The following is a 17,596-nucleotide window of genomic DNA, read 5'->3' as shown; positions in this document are numbered from 1 at the left end:
TAGACAGACATTACAAAAGGAGTAAGTAACAAATGTTAGTTTCATATAAATGGTTAAAAGAATACGTTGATATTGATGTTCCAGCAGCTGACCTAGCTGAGAAAATGTCAACTAGCGGTATCGAAGTTGAGGGAGTTGAATCTCGTCAAGATGGTTTAAAAAGTATTGTAGTTGGAGAAGTTGTATCATGTGAGGATATTCCAGAAACTCATCTACATCTTTGCCAAGTGAATACTGGTGATGCAGAGCCTCGTCAAATAGTTTGCGGTGCACCAAACGTTAAGGAAGGAATCAAAGTAATTGTTGCCCTTCCAGGAGCTCGTATTGCAGGAAATTATAAAATTAAAAAAGGTAAGATGCGTGGCTATGAAAGCTTGGGTATGATTTGTTCTCTTGGAGAATTAGGTTTCCCGGATTCAGTAGTACCTAAAGAATATGCTGATGGAATCTATATCATGCCAAGTGATGCAAAAGTAGGTGATGATGTATTTAAATACATTGGTATGGATGATGAAGTTCTTGAACTTTCAATCACTCCTAACCGTGCTGATGCTCTATCTATGCGTGGAGTTGCTCATGAAGTAGCAGCTATCTATGATAAAAAAGTAAATTTCCCAAGTGTTGAACTTAAGGAAGAAGATAAAAAAACAAGTGATGAAATAGCTGTTCAAGTTGACAGTGCTAAATCTAAAACATATAAATCTCGTATTATTGAAGATGTAAAAGTAGGACCAAGTCCTCTATGGCTTCAAAATCTATTAATGAATATCGGAGTTCGTCCAATCAGTAATGTTGTGGATGTTACCAACTATATTCTTATGTATTTTGGACAACCAATGCATGCTTTTGACTTGGATACTTTTAAAGAAAGAAAAATACTTGTTCGTGATGCACGTGATGGTGAAAAGCTTACAACTTTAGATGATGTTGAACGAGATTTAACTTCTGATGATTTGGTAATTACTGTTGCTGATAAACCTGTTGCTCTTGCAGGAGTTATGGGTGGACTAGATACAGAAATCACTGAAAAATCAACAAATGTTGTTCTCGAAGCAGCACTATTTGATGGAGCATCAATTCGTAAAACAAGCCAAAAATTCAATCTTCGTTCAGAATCAAGTGCTCGTTTTGAAAAAGGAATCAATGAAGCAGATGTAACTCTTGCTTTAGACACAGCGGCAGCTATGATTGCTGAACTTGCTGGAGGTAAAGTTTTAAATGGTGTTGTCGAAAGTAATGACTATAAACCTCAAAGTGTTGATGTAGCAATTACTTTGACTAAAATTAATTCTTCACTGGGAACTGATTTGACAATCGACCAAGTGGTAGCTATTTTTGACCAACTAGGATTTGAAACAAGTGTTGATGGTGAAAATCTTGTGGTTACAATCCCACCTCGTCGTTGGGACATTACTATTGAGGCTGATTTGGTTGAAGAAGTAGCCCGTATTTATGGTTATGATAATCTTCCAAGCACTCTTCCAAATGCCGGTAACACGATTGGTGAGCTTACACCTATGCAAAAATTGCGTCGTGACACGCGCACAGTTCTTGAGGGAGCAGGTCTTACTGAAGTTATCAGCTATGCTTTGACAACACCTGAGAAGGCTAGCCAGTTCACGAAAGTTTCTACTGAGCTTGTAAGTCTTGCTATGCCGATGAGTGAAGAAAGACAAACTTTAAGAAATTCGATTATTCCAGGTATGCTTGACATTGTTAACTACAATATGGCACGTGGAAACAGCGAGCTTGCTATCTATGAAGTAGGAAATGTATTCATCAAATTCGGTAATGAAGAAGATGGTCGTCCGACTGAACTTCCTCAAGTTGCTATGGCTTTCACTGGTAATACAGACTTTTACCAAGCTAAAGGTGTTGTTGAAACTCTCTTGCAAGACATGGATTTACGTTTTGAAAAAGAAACTAAACTTGAAGATATGCATCCAGGCCGTACAGCTCGCGTTATTGTAAGTGGAAAAGAAATTGGTTTTGTTGGTCAGGTTCACCCTGCGGTAGCAAAAGCATATGATATTCCTACAACATATGTAGCAAGTCTTGACCTAACTGGCATCTTAGAAAATAAACCAGAACAAGTAGTATTTACTGAAATTCCTAAATTCCCAGCAGTTAAACGTGACCTTGCACTTCTAGTTAATCGTGATACAGAAAACCAAGAAGTCCTTGATATCATTGACTCTGCCAAAGTAAAATTACTTAAAAATGTTTCTATCTTTGATGTTTATACAGGTGAAAATGTTCCAACTGACAAGAAATCATTAGCTTACAGTTTGACATTCCAAAACCCAGAACAAACACTAACTGACGAAGAAATAAATTCAGCAATGAATAAAATCGTTAAAAAACTTAATGAAGCAGGATTTGAAGTTAGATAGTAATTCAACTACATATTTAAAAACCCTCATAAGGATTAAATTCCTTGTGAGGGTTTAAATTTATTTCAAAGTACAATAACATAGATTTAATAAAAAATCACCTAGTATAAATTTTATACTAGGTGATTTTCGTGTTTATCTTAGTTATTTTTCATTGTTGGGAATAGTAATACGTCGCGAATAGTTGTTGTATCTGTTAATAACATAACTAGACGGTCAATACCGATTCCAAGTCCACCTGTAGGAGGCATACCATATTCAAGTGCTTCTACGAAGTCGTAGTCAATACCAGTAGCTTCATCATCACCAAGCTCTTTAGCTTTTGCTTGGTCTTCAAAACGTTCTAATTGGTCAATTGGATCGTTTAATTCAGTGAAGGCATTTGCAAATTCTTTTCCGATAATGAATAATTCAAAACGGTCAGTAAATCTTGGGTCGTCAGCATTTTTCTTAGCAAGTGGTGATACTTCAACTGGATGTCCATAGATAAATGTTGGTTGAACAAGAGTATCTTCAACAAACTCTTCGAAGAAGGCATTAATGATGTGTCCTAGTGTGAAGTGTTTTTCTAACGGTACATTGTGTTCTTTAGCAAGAGCAACAGCATCTTCATAAGACATTGGTTGCCAGAAGTCAACGCCAGTAATATCTTTAATCGCATCAATCATGTGAACACGCGCAAATGGTTGACCAATCTTGATTTCTTGACCTTGATAGTTAATAGTATCTTCATCAGTTACTACTTTAGCAGCATCTTGAATAATACCTTCAACTAAGTCCATAATATCTTGGAAGTCAGCATACGCTTGATAAGCTTCAATTGTTGTAAACTCAGGGTTATGTGTTGCATCCATACCTTCATTACGGAAGATACGTCCCATTTCATAAACACGTTCCATACCACCAACGATTAAACGTTTTAGGTGAAGCTCAGTTGCAATACGTAATACCATATCCATATCTTGAGCATTATGGTGAGTTTCGAATGGACGAGCAGCAGCTCCACCAGCTTCATTGTGAAGGATTGGTGTTTCAACTTCTAGGAATCCTAGACCATCCATGTAACGACGAATTGCAGAAACAATTTTACTACGAGTTACGAAACGATCAAAACTGTCCTTGTTAGAAATTAAATCTAAGTAGCGTTTACGATAGATTGTTTCAGTATCGCTAAGTCCATGATACTTTTCAGGAAGAGGACGAAGTGATTTAGAAAGAAGAGTGATTTCTTCAGCCTTGATAGAAAGCTCACCCATGTCAGTTTTCATAATTTGACCAGTAACTCCAAAGAAGTCTCCAAGGTCAGCATGTTTGAAAATATCATATGGCTCATCACCAACAGCATCTTTACGAACATAAATTTGAATTTGTCCTTCACGGTCTTGAAGGTGGGCAAATGAAACTTTACCTTTACCACGCTTAGTCATAAGACGTCCAGCAATAGTAGCTTTTAAATATTTTTCGTTTAATTCTTCTTTAGTAAATTGATCATATTCTGCATGTAGTTCACCAGAATTATGAGTACGGTCAAAACGGTGACCAAAAGGATCAATACCTTGTTCGCGTAAATTTTCCATTTTTTCACGACGGACAAGCATTTGGTCATTTAATTCTTCTTTAATATTTTCAGCCAAAATAATTCTCCTAAATATAGTGTTATTCGTTATATTTTATCACGAAAGTAAGAAAATTTAAAGGTCTAAGAATCAAGTGAACTCTAAATGTGCCTTAATTCAGTAAAATAAAAAATAAAGGAAGAAAATTAAAAATATTTGATAATTTTCTAAAAATTGTTGACAATAAAAAATATTTGGTATATTATTAATAAAAATTAAAACAAAGGAAGAATTCCCAATGACAAACCAAACATTCAATTTATTATTATTGTATAAGGACTCGCAGAATACTTAGATGTATTCATATTGTGAGTCCTGTTTGGCGTAAGTCAAAATGGGACGAAGAAAACGTCCCATGTGGGCGTTTTTCTTTTAATAAAAAATGGAGGCATTTATGCGAAAAATTGAGTTTCTTGATACAAGTCTTAGGGATGGCGAACAAACTCCTGGAGTAAACTTCTCTGTTCAAGAGAAGATTGATATCGCAAAACAATTAGAAAAATGGGGAATTTCAGCAATAGAAGCAGGATTTCCAGCAGCAAGTCCAGACAGTTTTTTAGCAGTTTCAGAAATTGCAAAGGTAATGACTACTACAGCAGTAACCGGACTTTGTCGATGTGTTAAAGGTGATATAGATAAGGCCTCTCTTGCTTTAAAAGATGCTAAGCACCCGCAAGTACACGTATTTATTGCTACAAGTCCAGTTCATATGGAGTATAAACTTAAGATGACACCTGATGAAGTTCTTGCAAGTATTGCAGAACATGTTACCTATGCAAGAACACTCTTTGAGATTGTAGAATTTTCACCAGAAGATGCTACTAGAACTGATAAAGATTTTCTTTTAAAGGCAGTTCAAACAGCAGTAGATAACGGGGCTACATACATTAATATCCCTGATACAGTTGGCTACACTACACCAGAAGAATTTGGTCAAATTTTTAAATTATTGATAGAAAATGTTAAGACGGATCGTGAAATAATATTTAGCCCTCATTGTCATGATGATCTTGGAATGGCTACAGCTAATACACTTGCGGCAATTAAAAATGGTGCCGGTCGTGTGGAAGGAACAGTCAATGGTATCGGTGAAAGAGCAGGAAACGTAGCCCTTGAAGAGGTAGCGGTAGCTCTCCATATCCGAAAAGATTATTATCAGGCTACAAGTGATATTGTCCTAAATAGAACTAAAACAACTGCTGATATGATTTCAAGATATTCTGGTCTATCAATTCCAAAAAATAAGGCAGTTACAGGTGGAAATGCTTTTGCTCATGAAAGTGGTATTCACCAAGATGGTGTACTTAAAAATCCTGAAACTTACGAGATTATTACTCCTGAGCTTGTTGGAATAAAATTCAATTCCCTTCCTCTAGGAAAACTCTCTGGTCGTCACGCTTTCAAAGAAAAACTGAAAGAACTGGAATTTGAATTTACGGATGAAGAACTAAATCAACATTTTGCTAACTTTAAAAAGCTAGCCGACAAGAAAAAAGAAATTAGTGATGAAGATGTCAGAGCATTGATTCTAGGTCATAACTCAGCTGACAGTGAAATTACATTAGAAGACCTAAGATTATCTTATAACTCTAGCGATGAACAAGAAGCAAGAGTTTCAATATTTAATAAGGCTATTCAAGAATCTAAAGAAATTGAAGCAAAAGGTTCAGGAAGTGTTGAAGCAATCTTCAATGCAATTGACAATTACTTTGATCAAGATATAGAACTTGAAACATATGAGATTGATGCAATAACTTCAGGAATTGATGCACAGGCAGAAGTTCAAGTTAATGTTACCAATCCAAAAACAGGTACTCACTTCTCAGCTCGAGGAATTGATTATGATGTTTTAAAGGCAAGTGCACAAGCCTATCTAAGAGCAAATGCTTTTATAAAAAGAGAAAACGAAAAATAAAATAAATTAAGATAGAGGACGTTAGGGAAATAAATATGGCAAAAAAAATAGTTACTTTGGCTGGTGATGGAATTGGTCCGGAAATTATGAAGGCAGGACTTGAGGTTCTTGCAACAACAGCTGAAAAAATTGGGTTTGAATACGAAATAGATGCAAAGGATTTTGGAGGAGTGGCAATTGATAAAGAAGGAAATCCGTTACCAGAAGATACATTAAATGCTGCTAAAGATTCAGATGCAATTCTCTTAGCAGCTATTGGTCATCCGAAATATAATGAAGCAACAGTCCGTCCAGAACAAGGACTTCTCCGCTTGCGCAAGGAATTAGGACTTTTTGCCAATATTCGTCCTGTAAAAATCTTTAATCAGTTAAAAAAATTGTCACCATTAAAGCCTGAGATTATTGAAGGAGTTGATTTCGTAATGGTGCGTGAACTGACCGGTGGTATTTACTTTGGTGAACATACACTTGATGATGATAAAGCGCGTGATGTTAATGATTATAATGTTGAAGAAATTACTCGAATTATGAAAATTGCCTTTGAAACAGCTCGTACACGAGGGAAAAAGGTTACCAGTGTTGATAAGCAAAATGTTCTAGCTACAAGTAAATTATGGCGAAGAGTTGCTGATCAGGTAGCACTAGACTATCCTGATGTGACTTTGGAACATCAACTTGTTGATTCATGTGCAATGTTAATGATTACTGATCCAAGTAGATTTGATGTCATAGTAACTGAAAATCTTTTTGGAGATATCTTATCGGATGAGGCAAGTGTACTTCCAGGAACTCTTGGAGTAATGCCTTCAGCAAGTCATTCAGAAACTGGTCCAAGTATGTATGAGCCAATTCATGGAAGTGCACCTGATATTGCTGGCTTAGGCATCGCAAATCCTGTGAGCATGATTTTATCAGTTGCCATGATGTTTAAAGAATCATTTAATCTATCAGAAGCTGCTCAGATTATTGAGAATGCAGTTGAAAAGACTTTTGAAAATGGTATTTTTACCAAAGATTTAGGTGGACAAGCTACGACAAAGGAAATGACTCAAGCGATAATTAGTAATTTGTAGGTGAGAAGGAGAAGACATGGGACAAGCGATATTTGATAAACTTTGGGAAAGACATGTGATTGAAGGAGAAATTGGTGAGCCGCAGCTTCTTTATGTCGATCAACATTATATACATGAAGTGACTAGTCCACAGGCTTTTTCAGGACTTAGGGAAGCAGGACGTAAAGTGAGAAGACCAGATTTGACTTTTGGTACTACTGACCATAATGTACCAACTGTGGATATTTTTAATATTCAAGACTTGATTTCGAAAAATCAAATTGAAACTTTTGCAGCTAATGTAAAGGAATTTGGTATTGATGCGGCAGTTCATGGAAGTGATAAGCAAGGAATTGTCCACATGGTGGGACCAGAGACAGGAAGAAGTCAACCAGGCAAACTTATTGTCTGTGGAGATTCGCATACTGCGACTCATGGTGCTTTTGGGGCGATTGCATTTGGTATTGGGACAAGTGAAGTAGAACATGTTTTTGCTACACAAACCATCTGGCAAGTTAAACCTAAAAAAATGAAGATTGATTTTACAGGTGTTGCCCCTCAAGGTATTTATGCCAAAGATTATATTCTTGCATTGATTTCTAAGTACGGAGTTGATGCAGGAGTTGGATATGCAGTTGAATTTGCAGGAGAGGCTATTGACGCGCTTGAAATGGAAGAGCGTATGAGTATTTGTAACATGGCTATTGAGTTTGGTGCAAAAATCGGACTGATGAATCCGGATAGTAAAACCTATGAGTATGTTCGTGGACGCGAAAAGGCACCAAGTGACATGGAAGCAGCTATTGCTGACTGGGGAACACTTGTAAGCGATGAGGATGCTCAGTACGATAAGATAATTACGATTGAAGTCGATAAACTTGCACCTATGGTCACTTGGGGAACTAATCCAGAAATGGGAGTTGAGTTCACAGAAGAATTTCCTCAGATTGAAGATTTCAATGATGAAAGAGCCTATTCATATATGGATCTAAAACCAGGTCAAAAGGTGAGTGATATTGACCTAGGTTATGTGTTTATCGGATCTTGTACTAATGCTCGCCTTTCTGATCTTATTCTTGCAGCAGATATTGTAAAGGGAAAGAAAATTGCTCCTTCTCTAACAGCAATTGTTGTTCCTGGAAGTAGGCCTGTTAAGAAAGCGGCAGAAAAAATGGGTTTGGATAAAATATTTATTGATGCTGGATTTGAATGGCGTGAACCGGGTTGCTCAATGTGTCTTGGTATGAATCCAGACCATGTTCCAGAAGGTGTTCACTGTGCATCTACAAGTAATCGCAATTTTGAAGGGCGCCAAGGACATGGTGCAAGAACACATCTATGTAGTCCAGCTATGGCAGCACTTGCTGCTATAAATGGAAAATTTGTTGATGCAAGAGAGGTAGTCTAATGGAAAAGTTTACAGTTTATGAAGGCACAACCGTACCTTTAATGAATGATAATATTGATACTGACCAAATTATCCCTAAGCAATTTTTAAAGGCCACAGATAAAATTGGTTTTGGGAAAAATATGTTTTTTGAATGGCGCTATTTAGAAAATGGCAAGGAAGAAAACCCTGATTTTGTACTTAACAAGCCTCAGTACCGTGGTGCAACTATCTTAATCAGTGGTGATAACTTTGGATCGGGTTCAAGTCGTGAACATGCTGCTTGGGCTATCAAAGATTATGGATTTAAGGTAATCATTGCAGGATCTTATTCAGATATTTTCTATAATAATGCTCTTAAAAATGGTCTCTTGCCAATCGTTCTTGCTGAGGATAGTCGTGAGGAACTGACTAATCTTTTACCAGAGCAAGAAATCATTGTAAATCTTCCAAATCAAACTATTGAAACACCAGAAAAATCATATTCATTTGATATAGATGCAGAGTGGAAAAGGAAGTTAGTTAATGGACTAGATGACATTGGACTTACAATGGAATTTGATGATTCAATTAGTAGATACGAGGGAAATCGTCCAAGCTACTTAAGAGAAGTAGGAATCTAAGAAAAAACAAGCCGATTGGCTTGTTTTTTCTTAGATATTTTGTTGAAGCTTAATGGGTAATATTATTTCAAGTTCAGTTTCTTTACCGTTAATCTTATCAATAATAACATCGACTAGGACTTGTGCAAGCTCCTCAATCGGCTGAACGATGGTTAGAAGTTCAGGATGTAGAGCTTGAATTAATTCTGTCCCGTCATAACCAATGATTGGGCAATCTGTATATTCTTCACAGTAGATTGCTGTTAAATCATCAGTACAGGCTATGCCATCAAAATCATTTTCTTCAATAAATTTCTTAATTTTATTTTTTTTGATACTAATAATTGTACCAGATGGAATCTCTAAGTGTTTACAAGGAAGGTCATAAGCAGTTGCCACATCCATAAATCCTTGGGTCCTAAAATCAGAGGGACTACCTGACTGACTAGCACCGGAGATGATGGCTAAGTTTTTTGCTCCACGTTCAATTAGAGCATGGGCTGATAACTTACCACCTGCTAGGTTGTCGCTTGATACAGTAGTGATTTTAGGGCTTAGCAATCTGTCAAAACTTACGATTGGCAAATTCAGTCTTTCATATTCCTCTATACCCAAGTTATGACTACTAGAGATAATTCCATCCACCTGATTAGCAGCAAGCATTTGAAGGTAATATTTTTCCTTCTCAGGATTATTTTCACTATTACAAAAGATAACCTTGTATTCTCTATCAAATAATTTTTTTTCGAGGTATTCGATTAACTCAGCATAAAATGGATTTTTTAGAGAGGGAAAGATTAAGCCAATTAATTGAGTTTTCTTTCCTTGTAGACTTCTGGCAAGATTATTTGGTTGGTAATTGAGCTCTTGCATTGCAGCATGGACCTTATCAATCGTTTTTTGGCTCAGATATCCATAGTTGTTGATAACCCGACTGACAGTAGTCGGACTAACGCCTGCAAGCTTTGCAACATCAGTTAGTTTGGCCATTAGAATTCATGTAAGACTGCAGGAGCAGTACCTTTCGCTTGGAATATTGTATTGCCAGCTTCTGGATAAACACGACTTGAAGATGCATATTGACCATCGTTGAAGAAAATTTCAATAACGCTTGCATCAACGAAGGCATTAATTTTAAGGTCTTTACTATTATCATATTCGAATGTTCTTACATTATCATATTCAAGGGCAAACTGAATACCACATTTAGACCTATCAAGAATAGCTTTTCCATCTTCAAGAATCAGCTTTAACCCTTGTTTATTATCATCTGAACCGTAGAAAGTGATTTCAGCATTTGAATGGGCTTCTACGATAATTTCAGTTTCATAGGCATTCTTTTCAAATTTAAATTTCTCAGCTTGAAAAGTATTTTTTCTTAATGATTCCACAGATTTAACTGGATATTGATATAAATTACCATCCTTAATAGTTAACTCTTTGACTAGACTCATAGCACCTTGATGCCCTAATTCATCTGTTGGATAGCTAATGTCTGGCAATCCTAACCATGATGTCATAAGTGCCATACCATTTGGAGCATTGAATGCTTGGCTGGCATAAATATCAAAACCATAATCAAGAATTTTCATATCTTGTGAATTAATTATTTCAGCAGTTTGTGGATTGAAAGTTTCGCCAATCACATATGTTTGTGGATAAATATTTTTACTATCTATCTTATCCATACCTTGCGGACAAAGTAGGAGAACTGGTTTGTCATCAACAAAAACGAGATTTGGACATTCTACCATGTAGCCAAGGTCGAGATTCGTAAATTTTAATTCATCTACTTTCTTCCAATTTTCAATGTTATTATCGATAGCTTCATAAAGAACAACTGCGCCAGTTTTATTTTTTCTTTGAGCACCAAGGATCATGTAGAGCTTGTCTTCGTATTCAAAAATCATTGGATCGCGAAAATGATCAGTGTAATTATCATCAGGATTTATAAGTGGTTGATCGAATTTTTTGATATCACAATTAGAATCCATTAATGCCCCTACTTGGTAGGGATGACGAGTCCAATTTTGATCGCGATGATTTCCAGTATAGAATAGAAAAAGTTTACCATCTATTTCATATGCACTTCCTGAATACGCACCATGACTATCAAATTTTGTATCCGGTAAAACCTGTATATCATCAAGTTGCCAATTAATAAGGTCGTCAGATGTTACGTGTGACCAAGATTTTAATCCATGAGAAGCACCATATGGAAAATGTTGATAAAACAGATGCCATTTACTATTGAAATAAGAAAATCCGTTTGGATCATTTAAAAGTCCAGACTTGGGTTCAATATGAAAACTATTTTTCCAAACAGAATTTTCAGCCTCCTCTAAGATATTACTAACATATTCTTGAGGCCATTCATTATAATTTTTATAGCGTAATTCACGCGTCCATTCCATGTTGTATTCCTCCACTTTTCATTTATATTATGATAAATGACATAAAATGTCAAACGCTTAATGACTGCTATTAAAGCATTTTTTTAATTTTTTATACAAATTTATGATAAACGTTTGACAGAAAAAGAAAATAATTTATAATAAAGCTATAAACCGCTTACAAAACAAAAGGAGAATAGGAGAGTTTATGGAGAACAGAGAAATAGCCAAAGCCGTAATTGAAGCTGTTGGTGGAGAGTCAAATATTCGTAGTGTTGCACATTGTGCTACGCGTTTAAGGATTATGGTTAATGATGAAGCAAAAATAAATCATGATCGTGTTGATGAAATTGACAAGGTTAAAGGATCATTCTTTACTTCAGGTCAGTTTCAAATTATCTTTGGTACAGGTACGGTAAATAAAATTTACGATGAGGTTGTAAAACTTGGTCTAGCTACTGAATCAGTTTCTGAAATGAAGGAAGAAGCTAAAAAATCAGGTAATCCATTGCAACGATTGATTAGAACTTTCGGTGATGTGTTTGTTCCAATTATTCCAGTTTTAGTTGCTACTGGTTTGTTTATGGGACTAAGAGGACTTATAACTCAGCCAGAAATTCTTAAAGTATTTGGAACAGCCCCTGAATCGATTGATCCAAATTTTCTAATGTACACACAAATACTAACAGATACTGCTTTCGCTTTTTTACCAGCCTTGGTATGTTGGTCAAGTTTTAAGGTATTTGGTGGTAGTCCTGTAATTGGTATTGTACTTGGTCTTATGATGGTAAGTCCCAATCTTCCCAATGCTTATGCAGTAGCAAGCGGAGATGCACATGCAATCATGTTATTTGACTTCATTCCAGTTGTTGGTTATCAAGGTACAGTTTTACCAGCCTTTATAGTTGGATTTCTTGGTTCAAAACTTGAACAAAAATTGAGGAAATCAATTCCAGATGCTTTGGACTTACTAGTGACTCCATTTGTAACTATGTTTGTTATGAGTTTAGCGGGTCTATTGGTAATTGGACCAGTTTTCCACTCTCTAGAAACAGTTGTACTTAATGCCACTGAATGGATTTTAGCTTTACCTTTTGGTCTAGCAGGTCTAATTTTAGGATTCTTCCATCAATTAATCGTGGTTACAGGTATTCACCATATCTTCAATTTCCTAGAAGTTCAATTACTAGCTAATACAGGTAAAAATGCCTTTAATGCTATTATCACATGTGCAATTGCAGCCCAGGGTGGAGCAACACTTGCTGTTGGTATGAAGACAAAATCTAAAAAAATGAAAGCTTTAGCTTTCCCATCAGCACTTTCAGCTTTCCTAGGTATTACAGAACCTGCAATTTTTGGGGTGAACTTACGTTTTGTTAAACCATTTGTCTTTGGTCTTGTTGGTGGAGCAGTTGGTGGATGGCTAGCAAGTATCATGCATTTGGCGGGTACAGGTATGGCTGTAACGGTTATTCCAGGGACTCTTTTATATTTAAATGGTCAGGTAGTCAGATACCTTCTTGTTAATATTGTTTCAGTTGCAATTGCCTTTGTATTGACTTATATGTTTGGATATGAAGATAAAGAAATAGTTGATGAAACAGTAGCGAATGTTACTGATGAAGCACCATCTGATGAAGTTATTTTTGCCCCAATTTCTGGTCAGTTAACTCCTCTTAATGAAGTTGATGATCAAGTATTTTCAAGTGGTATGATGGGACAAGGAGTCGCTATTAAACCCACTGACGATAAAGTATATGCTCCAGCAGATGGAATTATCAGTGTTGCCTTTGAAACTGGTCATGCATATGGAATTAAAACAGAACATGCTGCTGAGATTTTAATCCATATTGGTATTGATACAGTAAGTATGGCAGGTGATGGTTTTGAAGCAAATATTAAAGAAGGCGACATTGTTAAAAAAGGACAATTGTTAGGTAGTTTTAATCGTGATAAAATAGAGGCGAAAGGGCTTTCAGATATGACAATGATTATTGTTACAAATACTAGTGACTATTCTGGTGTAGATACTATCACTGATCGAGATATTGTCTCTCATGGTGATGAAATCTTAAGTTTGTCTCAACCATATGAATCGGAAGCAACTATCAAAGCATAAATTATATTTATTAAAGGAGTAGACAAATGAAACTATTTGGCAGTATTGAAGCTGGTGGAACTAAATTCATCTGTGCAGTAGGTGATGAGGATTACCGTGTTAAGGACCAAGTTTCTATACCAACAACAACACCTGAAGAAACCCTAGGTAAGGTTGTGGAGTATTTTAAAAAACATGACGTTGAATCTATCGGTATTGCATCTTTTGGACCGATTGAAATTCGTAAAAGTTCTCCTCAGTATGGTTATATTACTAAGACTCCGAAACCAGGTTGGCAAGATACAGATGTTGTTGGAGTTATTAAAGAAGCATTCGATATACCTATTTCTTGGACTACAGATGTTAATGGTTCGGCTTATGGCGAATATATTATGTCTACACTTTCGAATGAAAAAATCGAATCACTTGTTTATTACACAGTTGGAACTGGTGTAGGTGGTGGTGCGGTCATTGATGGTGAGTTCTTAGGAGGCATGGGACACACAGAAATGGGACATACTTATCTAAGAAGACATCCAGAAGACCTGGAGTTTCCGGGAAACTGCCCTTTTCACGGTGATTGTCTAGAAGGTCTTGTAGCTGGTCCAACCTTTGAAGCTCGTTTGGGAATCAAAGGAGAAAATGTTCCACGAACTGACCCTGTATTTGACGTGCTAGCATATTACTTAGCTCAAGCTGTAATTCAAGTTACTCTAATTGTTCGTCCAGAAAAGATTGTTTTTGGTGGAAGTGTAGTTGACGAAGAATTATTAGTCAAAGTGCGTCAACAGTTCAAAGAATTATTTGACGACTATGTTGAATTACCTCCTCTTGAAAAATATATTACTAGACCACTAATTGCCAATAATGGTTCAGCAACCCTTGGTAATTTTGCTCTAGCCTTGAAACAATTAAGTGAATAATGGATATTGGTTTAACAGATAGCCAATATATCAAAAAGACCAGAAATCATTCCTAAGATTTTTGGTCTTTTGCTTTATAATTCTTTTTTGAAACAAATGATTCTATTTACTTCCATAAACCCCATCTTAAGATGAAAGGCTAAACTGTCAAGATTATCAAGTTCGCAATCGCTGGCAAATTCTAAACAGTCAGATTCACAAGCCCACTCTTGACATGCTCTAAGCAAGTCATGTGCAAAGCCTTGTCTCCGGCGATTTTCTTTAATGTAAATTCCTTCAAGGTAACCAACTGGAGAGGAGTCACAGCCTTCAACATAGTCATGTCTAAGTTGACATTGGGCGAAGCCGATAAATTCTTCATTATCTTCTTTGAGGAAAATTGCTGCTTCTTTATCATTTAAAATACCAGTAAATTCTTCTCTTAAGTCATCAAGGTTATTATCTGGCCACAGGGATTTTGCTAGGCTACTGACAATTTCTAAATTTTCTATATTTGCTTTTTTTATCATGGGGACCTCCTATCTTTATTTTAAACTAGTAAGAAAAAGATGCAATGGAAATATTCTTTTAGTAATTTTAAGTAAAATATTGTAAAATTAGGGGAGTACTTTAAAGGAGGCATATATAATGCAATGGTCTTTGAATGAGATTAGAAAAAGAGAAACAATAAATTTTGATGAGGTGTTGGACTTAGAAAAAAACTTGAAGGAGCGCTATCCTGAGGTAATTTCTTTGACTCCAGTTCATGTTGTAGGAACAGTAAGCTATGAGGATGGTTTATATCTTCTAGACTACCAAGCCGATTATACTTTATCACTTCCGTCAACAAGAAGTTTGGAGCAGGTCAATCTAGTTAATGATATTCCTGTCAATGAGACTTTTGTCACTGAGGATTATCTTAAGGAAGAAAAAAATCTTTTAGAAGATGAAAATGTTTTGGTTTTAGAACGTGATGCCATTAGTTTAGATGAGTCGGTTGCTGATAATATTATTTTAGAAATTCCTTTGCGCGTGCTTACGCCTGCTGAAGAGGAAAATGATAATTTACCAAGTGGTAATGATTGGGAAATTTTATCAGAGGAAGATTATGCTCTTAAACAAGAAGAGAAGGAAAGCGAAAAAAAATCTCCTTTTGCAAGTCTTGATGGCTTATTTGACTAGTCTGAACTGTGATATTAAATTGATTTTTGGACTAAAAATGTTATAATTTAAAGAATAATGTAAAAATTTTACTTAATGAAATTTACTTAATGAAATAGGAGAATATAGATGACACAAGCGAATTTTGGTGTAGTTGGTATGGCCGTAATGGGTCGTAATCTTGCTCTAAATATTGAATCAAGAGGATATACAGTTGCAATTTTCAACCGTAGCCGCGAAAAAACTGAGGATGTAGTTGCTAGTCACCCAGATAAGAATTTTGTACCTAGCTATGATATTGAATCATTTGTAAATTCTATTGAAAAACCACGTCGTATTATGCTTATGGTTCAAGCAGGACCTGGAACTGATGCTACAATCCAAAACTTACTTCCATACTTAGACAAAGGTGATATCTTAATTGATGGTGGTAATACTTTCTACAAAGATACAATTCGTCGTAATAATGAGCTTGCTGATTCTGGTATTAATTTCATTGGTACGGGTGTATCAGGTGGAGAAAAAGGAGCTCTTGAAGGTCCTTCAATCATGCCTGGTGGACAACGCGAAGCTTATGATTTGATTGCACCTGTATTTGAAGAGATTTCAGCTAAAGCTCCAGAAGATGGGAAGCCTTGTGTTACTTATATTGGCCCTGATGGTGCCGGTCACTACGTTAAAATGGTCCATAATGGTATCGAATATGGTGATATGCAATTAATTGCCGAATCATATGACCTTATGAAGCACTTACTAGGAATGACTGCTGATGAAATGGCTGATGTCTTTACTGAATGGAATAAAGGTGAACTGGATAGTTACCTAATTGAAATTACTTCAGATATTTTGACTCGCAAAGATGATCTTGGAACTGGTAAACCAATAGTAGATGTTATCCTTGATGCTGCAGGGAATAAAGGGACAGGTAAATGGACTAGCCAATCTGCACTAGATTCAGGTGTTCCACTTCCTCTTATCACTGAGTCTGTATTTGCTCGTTACATTTCAACTTATAAAGATGAACGTGTGAAAGCTAGCAAAGTTTTACCAAAAGCAAACCTAGTTGCAGCTGAAATTAATAAAGAAGAGCTAATTGAAAAAATTCGTCAAGCTTTATACTTCTCAAAAATTATGAGCTATGCTCAAGGTTTTGCTCAACTTCGTGTTGCAAGTAAAGAAAATAATTGGGATTTACCATTTGCTGATATTGCAAGCATCTGGCGTGCTGGATGTATTATCCGTGCCCGTTTCCTACAAAAAATCACTGATGCTTATGACCGTGATGCTGACCTTGAAAACTTGCTATTAGATGATTACTTTGTTGAAATCACTGAGAAGTATCAACAATCAGTTCGTGATGTAGTTGGTCTTGCAGTTCAAGCTGGTGTTCCAGTTCCAACTTTCTCTTCTGCAATTGCGTACTTTGATAGCTACCGTTCAGAAGTGTTACCAGCTAACCTAATCCAAGCACAACGTGATTACTTTGGCGCTCATACATATGAAAGAACAGATCGTCCAGGAACATTCCATTATAACTGGTATGATGAAAAATAATTTAAAAAGAGTCTCTTAGGAGATTCTTTTTAAATTTCAGTCTTAAGTCTGATGTTCTTAAGTATCATTTATATTATTATATATACATAGACAGGTGATAAACCTTCTATAAAAAATGAACTTTAGAGATTATCCGGTGTAAGCAATTAGATAACTCAAAACTTTTTTTCATAAAACTCCGCAAGTCTTATTAATAATAAAACTTGCAAACTCCTTAAAAATAAAACTCCAAAAAAAATTCCTACAAGAAAAACGAGCATGTCCGCTCGTTTTTTGTTGTTTTTAAATATATGATTGAAAATACGAATTAAATCGTATATAATTTAAGTAAATTAAATATAGTTGATTAAAAAAGAAGTACCTTCGTTTTATTAGGCTGTCTATTACACTTGAATAAGCAAGCTTATAGTGTAAGTCGCAAGATAAGGCTCGTCGCTTTGCTCCGATGTCCATAGAACTTAAATTGCTAAAGCAATTAGTTCTAATGGCGCGACGAATTGATGATAGAACTAGCGTTTATCGA

13 protein-coding genes are annotated in these 17,596 nt (G+C 35.9%); 9 read left to right on the top strand and 4 right to left on the bottom strand.

The features are described from left to right. Positions 1-32: 32 nt before the first annotated feature. Complete coding sequence (gene pheT, locus BG262_RS02585) at positions 33-2,393, top strand: phenylalanine--tRNA ligase subunit beta (protein ID WP_070787339.1); 2,361 nt, start codon at positions 33-35, stop codon at positions 2,391-2,393. A gap of 140 nt (positions 2,394-2,533) precedes the next feature. Here the strand turns inward: pheT and lysS are convergent, their stop codons facing one another. After that, positions 2,534-4,027 (bottom strand): lysine--tRNA ligase, encoded by a 1,494-nt coding sequence (gene lysS, locus BG262_RS02580; RefSeq protein ID WP_267886981.1) that lies wholly within the window; start codon positions 4,025-4,027, stop codon positions 2,534-2,536. Positions 4,028-4,403: 376 nt separating this feature from the next. Between lysS and BG262_RS02575 the strand changes: the two genes are divergently transcribed. The 4 genes from BG262_RS02575 to leuD are packed head-to-tail and all read left to right on the top strand — an operon-like array spanning position 4,404 to position 8,986. Next, positions 4,404-5,924 (top strand): 2-isopropylmalate synthase, encoded by a 1,521-nt coding sequence (locus BG262_RS02575; protein WP_070787338.1) that lies wholly within the window; start codon positions 4,404-4,406, stop codon positions 5,922-5,924. A 35-nt stretch (positions 5,925-5,959) separates the two neighbouring features. Beyond that, positions 5,960-6,997: a 3-isopropylmalate dehydrogenase gene (gene leuB, locus BG262_RS02570; protein ID WP_070787337.1), complete on the top strand. Its 1,038-nt coding sequence runs from the start codon at positions 5,960-5,962 to the stop codon at positions 6,995-6,997. Positions 6,998-7,013: 16 nt separating this feature from the next. Then, positions 7,014-8,384, top strand: coding sequence for a 3-isopropylmalate dehydratase large subunit (gene leuC, locus BG262_RS02565; protein ID WP_070787336.1), 1,371 nt, complete (start codon positions 7,014-7,016; stop codon positions 8,382-8,384). Next, positions 8,384-8,986: a 3-isopropylmalate dehydratase small subunit gene (leuD, locus tag BG262_RS02560; protein WP_070787335.1), complete on the top strand. Its 603-nt coding sequence runs from the start codon at positions 8,384-8,386 to the stop codon at positions 8,984-8,986. Before leuC ends, leuD begins: the two co-directional genes overlap by 1 nt. 30 nt (positions 8,987-9,016) lie before the next feature. Here the strand turns inward: leuD and BG262_RS02555 are convergent, their stop codons facing one another. Together BG262_RS02555 and BG262_RS02550 are read right to left on the bottom strand one after the other, a co-directional pair. Beyond that, entirely contained in the window at positions 9,017-9,955 is a 939-nt protein-coding gene (locus tag BG262_RS02555) for a LacI family DNA-binding transcriptional regulator (protein ID WP_070787334.1), read from the bottom strand. Further along, a complete protein-coding gene (locus tag BG262_RS02550) occupies positions 9,955-11,379 on the bottom strand; it encodes a sucrose-6-phosphate hydrolase (protein ID WP_083312875.1) in 1,425 nt (474 codons plus the stop codon). The genes BG262_RS02555 and BG262_RS02550 overlap by 1 nt, the downstream gene beginning before the upstream one ends. A 187-nt stretch (positions 11,380-11,566) precedes the next feature. Here BG262_RS02550 and BG262_RS02545 point away from each other — a divergent pair, with 187 nt between their 5' ends. Together BG262_RS02545 and scrK are read left to right on the top strand one after the other, a co-directional pair. Continuing rightward, positions 11,567-13,477, top strand: coding sequence for a sucrose-specific PTS transporter subunit IIBC (locus tag BG262_RS02545; protein WP_070787333.1), 1,911 nt, complete (start codon positions 11,567-11,569; stop codon positions 13,475-13,477). A 26-nt stretch (positions 13,478-13,503) separates the two neighbouring features. After that, positions 13,504-14,379: a fructokinase ScrK gene (gene scrK / locus BG262_RS02540; RefSeq protein WP_070787332.1), complete on the top strand. Its 876-nt coding sequence runs from the start codon at positions 13,504-13,506 to the stop codon at positions 14,377-14,379. Positions 14,380-14,453: 74 nt separating this feature from the next. Here the strand turns inward: scrK and aac(6') are convergent, their stop codons facing one another. After that, positions 14,454-14,888 (bottom strand): aminoglycoside 6'-N-acetyltransferase, encoded by a 435-nt coding sequence (aac(6'), locus tag BG262_RS02535; protein ID WP_070787331.1) that lies wholly within the window; start codon positions 14,886-14,888, stop codon positions 14,454-14,456. Between the two features lie 118 nt (positions 14,889-15,006). Here aac(6') and BG262_RS02530 point away from each other — a divergent pair, with 118 nt between their 5' ends. Both BG262_RS02530 and gnd read left to right on the top strand, forming a co-directional pair. Next, positions 15,007-15,540, top strand: coding sequence for a YceD family protein (locus BG262_RS02530; RefSeq protein ID WP_070787330.1), 534 nt, complete (start codon positions 15,007-15,009; stop codon positions 15,538-15,540). 108 nt (positions 15,541-15,648) lie between these two features. Beyond that, positions 15,649-17,073: an NADP-dependent phosphogluconate dehydrogenase gene (gene gnd, locus BG262_RS02525; protein WP_070787329.1), complete on the top strand. Its 1,425-nt coding sequence runs from the start codon at positions 15,649-15,651 to the stop codon at positions 17,071-17,073. Positions 17,074-17,596 lie beyond the last annotated feature (523 nt).

This window comes from Floricoccus penangensis (genome assembly GCF_001832885.1).
Taxonomy (GTDB): domain Bacteria; phylum Bacillota; class Bacilli; order Lactobacillales; family Streptococcaceae; genus Floricoccus; species Floricoccus penangensis.
Note: the sequence above shows the minus strand (reverse complement) of the source record. Positions and strands in the feature narration are given on the sequence as shown.